Annotated in this window: 8 protein-coding genes; 4 read left to right on the top strand and 4 right to left on the bottom strand. The window is 49.3% G+C overall.

The genetic code is table 11. From position 1 onward, the window contains the following. The 3 genes from U868_RS0102695 to U868_RS0102685 all read left to right on the top strand — a co-directional run. A partial coding sequence (locus U868_RS0102695; RefSeq protein WP_025151945.1) for a glucose PTS transporter subunit EIIB occupies positions 1-579 on the top strand: 579 nt, incomplete at its 5' end. An 11-nt stretch (positions 580-590) separates the two neighbouring features. Beyond that, the gene (locus U868_RS0102690) at positions 591-1961 is read left to right on the top strand and encodes a class-II fumarase/aspartase family protein (protein ID WP_025151944.1); all 1371 of its coding nucleotides are present in this window, start codon (positions 591-593) and stop codon (positions 1959-1961) included. Between the two features lie 188 nt (positions 1962-2149). After that, positions 2150-2497: a DUF4156 domain-containing protein gene (locus U868_RS0102685; RefSeq protein WP_004234982.1), complete on the top strand. Its 348-nt coding sequence runs from the start codon at positions 2150-2152 to the stop codon at positions 2495-2497. Positions 2498-2512: 15 nt separating this feature from the next. Here the strand turns inward: U868_RS0102685 and U868_RS0102680 are convergent, their stop codons facing one another. The 3 genes from U868_RS0102680 to epmB all read right to left on the bottom strand — a co-directional run bounded on the left by U868_RS0102680 (position 2513) and on the right by epmB (position 4808). Beyond that, on the bottom strand, positions 2513-2740 hold the full coding sequence (locus U868_RS0102680; protein ID WP_025151943.1) for a hypothetical protein: 228 nt from the start codon (positions 2738-2740) through the stop codon (positions 2513-2515). Between the two features lie 157 nt (positions 2741-2897). Further along, positions 2898-3680: a class I SAM-dependent methyltransferase gene (locus U868_RS0102670; protein WP_025151942.1), complete on the bottom strand. Its 783-nt coding sequence runs from the start codon at positions 3678-3680 to the stop codon at positions 2898-2900. A gap of 99 nt (positions 3681-3779) precedes the next feature. Next, entirely contained in the window at positions 3780-4808 is a 1029-nt protein-coding gene (gene epmB, locus U868_RS0102665; protein WP_025151941.1) for an EF-P beta-lysylation protein EpmB, read from the bottom strand. A 40-nt stretch (positions 4809-4848) separates the two neighbouring features. On the opposite strand from epmB, the gene efp reads away from it, so the two are divergent. Then, the gene (gene efp, locus U868_RS0102660; RefSeq protein ID WP_004234989.1) at positions 4849-5415 is read left to right on the top strand and encodes an elongation factor P; all 567 of its coding nucleotides are present in this window, start codon (positions 4849-4851) and stop codon (positions 5413-5415) included. Between the two features lie 53 nt (positions 5416-5468). Here efp and U868_RS0102655 read toward each other — a convergent pair whose 3' ends face one another. Then, positions 5469-6308: a hypothetical protein gene (locus tag U868_RS0102655; RefSeq protein WP_025151940.1), complete on the bottom strand. Its 840-nt coding sequence runs from the start codon at positions 6306-6308 to the stop codon at positions 5469-5471. Positions 6309-6314: the final 6 nt, after the last annotated feature.

The raw sequence follows: 6314 nt of genomic DNA, 5'->3' as shown, positions 1-6314 counted from the left end.
TTTTTCGGGGGGATTACCACGGAACCGCTTGAATTTACCTTCGTGTTTATCGCACCGCTGCTGTATTTAATTTATGCCATCATCGTGGGTATTGGTGCGGTATTACTGTCATTCGCCGGTGTCGCGATTGGTTATATCCGCGGAACCATCTTCGATTTCACAATTTTCGGTCTGCTGTACGAGCGCACCAACTGGATATTCCTGGTGCTTATCGGTACCGGACTGGCGGTAGTGACGTTCTTTATCTTCCGCTGGGCTATCCTCCGGTTTGATATTAAAACGCCGGGCCGTGAAGAATCCAGCAACCTGAAAAACACGTTAATTAAAGAAAAACGTTATGGTGAAATCGCGGAAATTCTTATCGAGGCTTTAGGCGGAAAACAAAATATCCGCAACGTCGATAACTGTATTACCCGTATGCGTATCGATATCGAAGAAGTGAATAAGATTGATAAAGAATTAATGTCGGAATCAGGATGTACTGCATTCTTCTTTCCATCGGCAAACCACGTCCATGTTGTTTACGGACCGAAAGTTGAATTTGTCCGCAACGCTGTTGATGAAGCAATGAAGAAATAAAAGGATATATGATGAGAGCTTTATATGATTCTAAAAGTAAAACTATCGATGACCGCGGCATAAAAGCGCTGCTGTCAGATGAGGCCAAATACACTACCTGGCTGATGTTTGAATCAGTGTTAGCTCAGGCTCAGGCAGAACTGGGGTTTATTCCCCGGTCTGCTGCCGATGAAATTAAAGAAAAGGCGGTTATTGAGAATATCGATTTTGAAGAGATGAGCCGTATCTATCAGAAAATCGGTCATGGCTTCGTACCGTTCTTAAAAGTATTAGTGAATGCCTGTTCTGAAGAGAGTGGTAAATATATCCATTACGGTATTACCACCCAGAATATTCAGCAGAGTTCGCAGCTGTATATGATGAAGACAGTCCATAATAAATTTATGCTGCTGTTAAGTGAGATCCTCGAAAATTTATCGCGTCTTGCAGAAAAAACCAAACACATGGTAATGCCGGGCAGGACACACGGCCGTCATGCTATCCCTATCACTTACGGCTACAAAGTGGCGGTGTGGATCAGCGATTTTATTGATTGCAGCCAGCGCATGAAAGAGTGTGAAAAGCGGGTATTCACTATCATGATGGGCGGTGCGGTCGGGGCATTTAATACTATGCCGGGTATCGGTCTGGAAGTCCAGAAGCGGGTTGCTGAACTGACCGGTATGCATGCGATGGAAGTGCCGTCCCGCAACCTGAGCACGCATAAACTGGAGTATATGGCGAACCTGGCGCTGATGGCGAATATCTGCCATAAAATCGGTGAGGAAGTTTACAGCACCACGCTGGAAGAAATCGCGGAAGTTTCAGAAGGTTTTACCAAGGGTACTGTGGGCAGCAGCACCATGCCGCACAAGATTAACCCGAAGCTGGCCAAAGGGATTATCGCGAATTCCCAGAAACTGTATTCACTGCCGGGTGTCGGCATGTATTCCGCCGTCAGGCCGTATGAAGGGGACAGCAGCTCTTATATGTTATTCGACGGACTGATCGAAGAAGCACTCGAACTGACCACCGAAGTGCTGCTGAGAACAGAAGAGCTCACCAGAACGATTGTGCCTCATGAAGAGAGAATGCTGCACAACGTCATGAGAAATAAAGGGCTGGATAACACCGAATACGTCATGATGAAAATGGCGGAAAAGCTGGGTAAGGATAAGGCGCATTCATTACTGTATGAGGAAGCGATTAAAACCGCTGCGGATGGTGAGGATTTCTACACAAACCTGACGAAAAACGACACCATTACCGCCGCCTTCAGTAATGAAGAAATCAAAGCAATGTTAGATCCGCGTGCGTATATTGGTCTGTCTGTCGAAATCGCCGAAAAAGAAGCGAAGCGAGGGGCAGATGCCGCTCAGAATATTAAAAAAGACTATCAGTAAATTACCGGGCTGACACAGGGAAAACCAAACCGGCACTCTGAGGAAACTCAGGTGCCGGTTTTTTTTATGCATAATTTGCGGCTGATTGCGATCAGCAGGTGGTTTTCAGCGATTAGTTTTTGAAGTCGCTGCCACAAAGTGGTTAAATTAGCTGTATAAATTTTTTCCAACCGTGAATGAGGAAAACTATGCGGATTAAAATGTTACCCGGTGCGCTGGCACTGTTATTACTGGCAGGCTGTACGACCACGAACGAATTGAGCTCCGCCGGATCACAGGTCCGCTTTTCCGAAGAGCAGCCACCGGCAGAATGTCAGAAATTAGGTGAAGTTACCGGTGTACAGAGCAACTGGATGACCGGCGTCGGTAACGAAAGCAGCTCCATGCGCGGTGCGGCAAATGACCTGCGTAACAAAGCTGCGGCAATGGGCGGTAACGTGATTTATGGTCTCGGCAGCCCGGCTGAGTCAGCCATTGTGTCCAGCCTGATCCCGGTGGATAGCAAGCTTACCGGCCAGGTCTTTAAGTGCCCGTAATTTAACGAATTCGCGTCATCCTTCAACCTGCAGCGGTGTTGGCTTCGTTCGGCCACGCAGGTCACATACTGGTGTATGCTCCCCGGATGTCCTCACTTTGCCGCCTTGCTGCAGATTGAATGATTTAGCGAAATTGTCTGTATCCGATATAAAAAAACCACCGTCGATATAAACGGTGGTTTTTTTATTCAGATGTGCAAAGCGCGGGCGGCGGGTAAAGAAAACAGAAAGCATGCGAGCCATGGATGGCGAGCCTGAGCGCACAGGGATGTGTTCACAGCGACTTTCTGTTTTTACCCGCCGCTGGCGCAGACTCCGTAATCACGGACAACACACGGAAAGCAATAAATCAGCTTGCAGATAACCACTGTATTTACAGCGACTTTCTGTTTATCAGACCTCATCGTACCTTCACTGCCGCAGTGGCAATAAATGTCGGCAGATAATTATCGATAACAAAACGCGGGTTCGGTTGCCAGTCCTCATAAAAATCCGTCAGCTGAAAACCGGCTTTCAGCTGTCCGCCGATCAAATCTGTCAGGGAGTGGCCAAACACAAAAGCCTCCTGCCGTGCCTGCTTCTCTGCCACCTGCTCCGCTGTTAAGGCGGTCAGTTCAGAGAACGGCATTTTATACGCCGGTTTGATAACACCTTGTTCACGGTATTTCGCATCGCGATCGCCGACAAATACCACTGAATTAAAGAAACTGGCCAACAGTGTGCCGCCGGTTTTCAGTACGCGGTGGCATTCCCGCCATACCGGATTCACATCCGGGATATACAGATTGGAAATCGGATGGAACACGCAGTCAAAAGTACCATCCGCAAATGCGCTGAGATCCCGCATATCGCCCTGTACCGCCTTAAGTGTCAGCCCGTCGCGCTGAGCAACCTGACGATCGTGCTCAAGCTGTTTATCTGATAAATCAAACACCGTCACATCAGCACCGGCAGCAGCCAGTACCGGGGCCTGCTGGCCACCGGCAGAAGCCAGGCAGAGAATGCGTTTGCTTTTCACATCCCCCAGCCAGGCTTTCGGCAGCGGCTGCGGGGTAAGATGCACATCCCATTTCCCTTGTCTGGCAGCCGCAATCAGCTCCGCACTGACCGGTGTTGACCACACCTGTTGTTGTTCCGCCTGTTTATCCCACGCGGCCTGGTTTGAGGTTAAAAAGTCCGTCATAATTTTGTACTAATAAATACATAATGAGCGTAATTTAACCTGTCTGAAGGTACCTGTAAAATACTATTTCTTCAGATGACTGTGTTTACGGGGTAATACTCAGCTCTGACGCAGACGGAGATCGATCGGCGTTTTACTCGGTTCACCGCCGATTTCCCGGGTCAGACGCGGCACCAGATACCCGGAAATACGCGGCAGAAGATCGTGCATAATACGGCGGGCTTCATCATCGCTGATCAGAAAATGTCCCGCACCCTGTACTTTATCCAGCACATGCAGGTAATAAGGCAGAATACCGGCGTCAAACAGCGCGTTACTGAGCTGTGCCAGCACCTCTGCATTGTCATTGACGTCACGCAGCAGAACGCTCTGATTGAGCAGGGTAACGCCGCTTTCACGCAGCTGATTCATTTTTTCTTTCAATGCATCGTCGATTTCATTCGCGTGATTGATATGTGTGACTAAAATTATCTGCAACCGTGAATCACGGAAACGCGCGATCAGTCCCGGCGTAATGCGTTCAGGGATCACGACCGGCAGACGGCTGTGGATCCGCAGCCTCTGAATATGGGGAATGGCTTCCAGTTGCGTCAGCAGCCAGTCCAGCTCATGGTCTTTTGCCATCAGCGGATCACCGCCGGAGAAAATGATTTCATTGAGTTCAGGATGGTTAGCGATATAATCGAGCGCCTGCTGCCAGTTATGTCTGGTGCCTTTATTGTCCTCATACGGGAAGTGACGGCGGAAACAGTAGCGGCAGTTGACCGCGCACCCGCCTTTCACTAACAGCAATGCCCGGTTGTGATATTTATGCAGTAGTCCCGGAACAACACTGTGTTGTTCATCCAGCGGATCGTCAGAGAACCCCGGGGTCAGGTCAAATTCAGCCCTGTGTGTCATGGTCTGAAGTAATAACGGATCGCGCGGATTGCCTTTTTCCATTTTGGCGATAAAAGGACGGGGGACACGCAGAGCAAACAACCGGCGGGCATCAGTACCGGCACGCCAGTTTTCGTCCTGTTCCAGACCTAATATTGCCAGCAGTTCTGTTGGGTTAGTGACAGAATCAGTGAGTTGATGCAGCCAGACTTCTCGGGCGGGTTGTTTTTGGGTTACAATATCGACCATTTTTTTGGCTATGCCATTTATTTAAAATTAGAGGATTTCCATGGCTACTTATAGTACCAACGAATTTCGCCAAGGTCTTAAAATTATGTTAGACGGCGAACCTTGCGTGGTTGTTGAAAGTGAGTTTGTTAAACCGGGTAAAGGTCAGGCATTCGCCCGTGTGCGTCTGCGTAAACTGATCTCCAACAAACTGCTGGAGAAAACCTTCAAATCAACAGACTCTGCGGAAGGCGCTGATGTCATGGATCTGAACCTGACTTACCTGTACAACGACGGTGAGTTCTGGCACTTCATGAACAACGAAACGTTCGAGCAGCTGGCTGCGGATGAGAAAGCTATCGGTGATAACGCCAAATGGCTGATCGACCAGGCGGAGTGTATTGTTACCCTGTGGGACGGCCGTCCTATCGCGGTTACCCCGCCAAACTTTGTTGAGCTGGAAATCACGGAAACCGATCCGGGCCTGAAAGGTGATACAGCCGGTACCGGCGGTAAACCAGCGACCCTGAGCACCGGTGCAGTGGTTAAAGTACCTCTGTTCGTGCAGATTGGTGAAGTGATCAAGGTTGACACCCGTTCAGGTGAATACGTTTCCCGCGTGAAATAAGATTACGTGATGAATTACAAAACCGCCGCTGATTCAGCGGCGGTTTTTTGTACTCAGTAATATTCATAACGGTAACGCTGGAGAGTCTGTAAGACCGGCTCCGGGTTCTCATCCGCAGAATAACCGTAATAATCAGCGAAATAATTTTTTTGCAGCAGGCAGTTACCGTGATGATCCCATTGTTCACAACGTGCTGTCAGCACATTGAACAGATCCTTGTCGCGGTAGATCTCAACCTGAATCACTGACGGCCATGGCTGCTCAGTGTAAGTAAAGCGGATTTCTGAGGCACTTGTTCCCCGGGTAATATGGACCAGACGGCCTTGTGAATCATAGTGGTACAGGCTGCTTTCTGCTTTTTCCCCGTCCGTATTCACCTCATCCATACTGTGGACCCGGCCGTTTTCCCAGGTGAAACGGACAGCTGTGGTATCTTCCTGATCCCCGTCATCCCCGCTCTTGTTCAGCATGGTATAACCGGAAATCTGTCCTTTATCATCCGTTGTCCGGGTTATGTCTGTCTGTGATTTCATCAGCTTATCGCGGAAACGGGTTTCTGATGTACCGGTCAGGTGAAGCGGATTATCCGGATCGCTTTGGGTTTGTGACCGCCGGTAAATATCCGGGCCGCTCAGATGATACATTTTCTGCTCATACTGTGTGACGGCGCCGCAGGGGGATAATGTGATGGTGGTTTCGTTACTGCCGTAAGATTCTTTTTTGTTGTTACGTGTGGTTGTGACAGATTTGATCGGCCCGCCCAGAGGCAGGCCGGTCATGATATAGGCATTTTGCAGGTTCAGCTGACGCTGTGCGTCCGTGCAACTGCTGTCGTCTGCCATTGCTGCGGACAGCGGCAGGCAGAGCGCCAGCAGGGTAACTGTTTTTCTCATCCTGAA

It is taken from the genome of Morganella morganii H1r (genome assembly GCF_000633515.1).
GTDB lineage: Bacteria > Pseudomonadota > Gammaproteobacteria > Enterobacterales > Enterobacteriaceae > Morganella > Morganella morganii_B.
The sequence above is the reverse complement of the archived record's forward strand: the minus strand, read 5'-3'. Positions and strand labels throughout refer to the sequence as shown.

Excerpts from the sequence above, each read along its gene's own strand:
- U868_RS0102655 (WP_025151940.1), bottom strand. The coding sequence starts at position 6,308 with ATGAGAAAAACAGTTACCCTGCTGGCGCTCTGCCTGCCGCTGTCCGCA.
- U868_RS0102670 (WP_025151942.1), bottom strand. The coding sequence starts at position 3,680 with ATGACGGACTTTTTAACCTCAAACCAGGCCGCGTGGGATAAACAGGCG.
- U868_RS0102680 (WP_025151943.1), bottom strand. The coding sequence starts at position 2,740 with ATGGCTCGCATGCTTTCTGTTTTCTTTACCCGCCGCCCGCGCTTTGCA.
- U868_RS0102685 (WP_004234982.1), top strand. The coding sequence starts at position 2,150 with ATGCGGATTAAAATGTTACCCGGTGCGCTGGCACTGTTATTACTGGCA.
- efp (WP_004234989.1), top strand. The coding sequence starts at position 4,849 with ATGGCTACTTATAGTACCAACGAATTTCGCCAAGGTCTTAAAATTATG.
- U868_RS0102690 (WP_025151944.1), top strand. The coding sequence starts at position 591 with ATGAGAGCTTTATATGATTCTAAAAGTAAAACTATCGATGACCGCGGC.
- epmB (WP_025151941.1), bottom strand. The coding sequence starts at position 4,808 with ATGGTCGATATTGTAACCCAAAAACAACCCGCCCGAGAAGTCTGGCTG.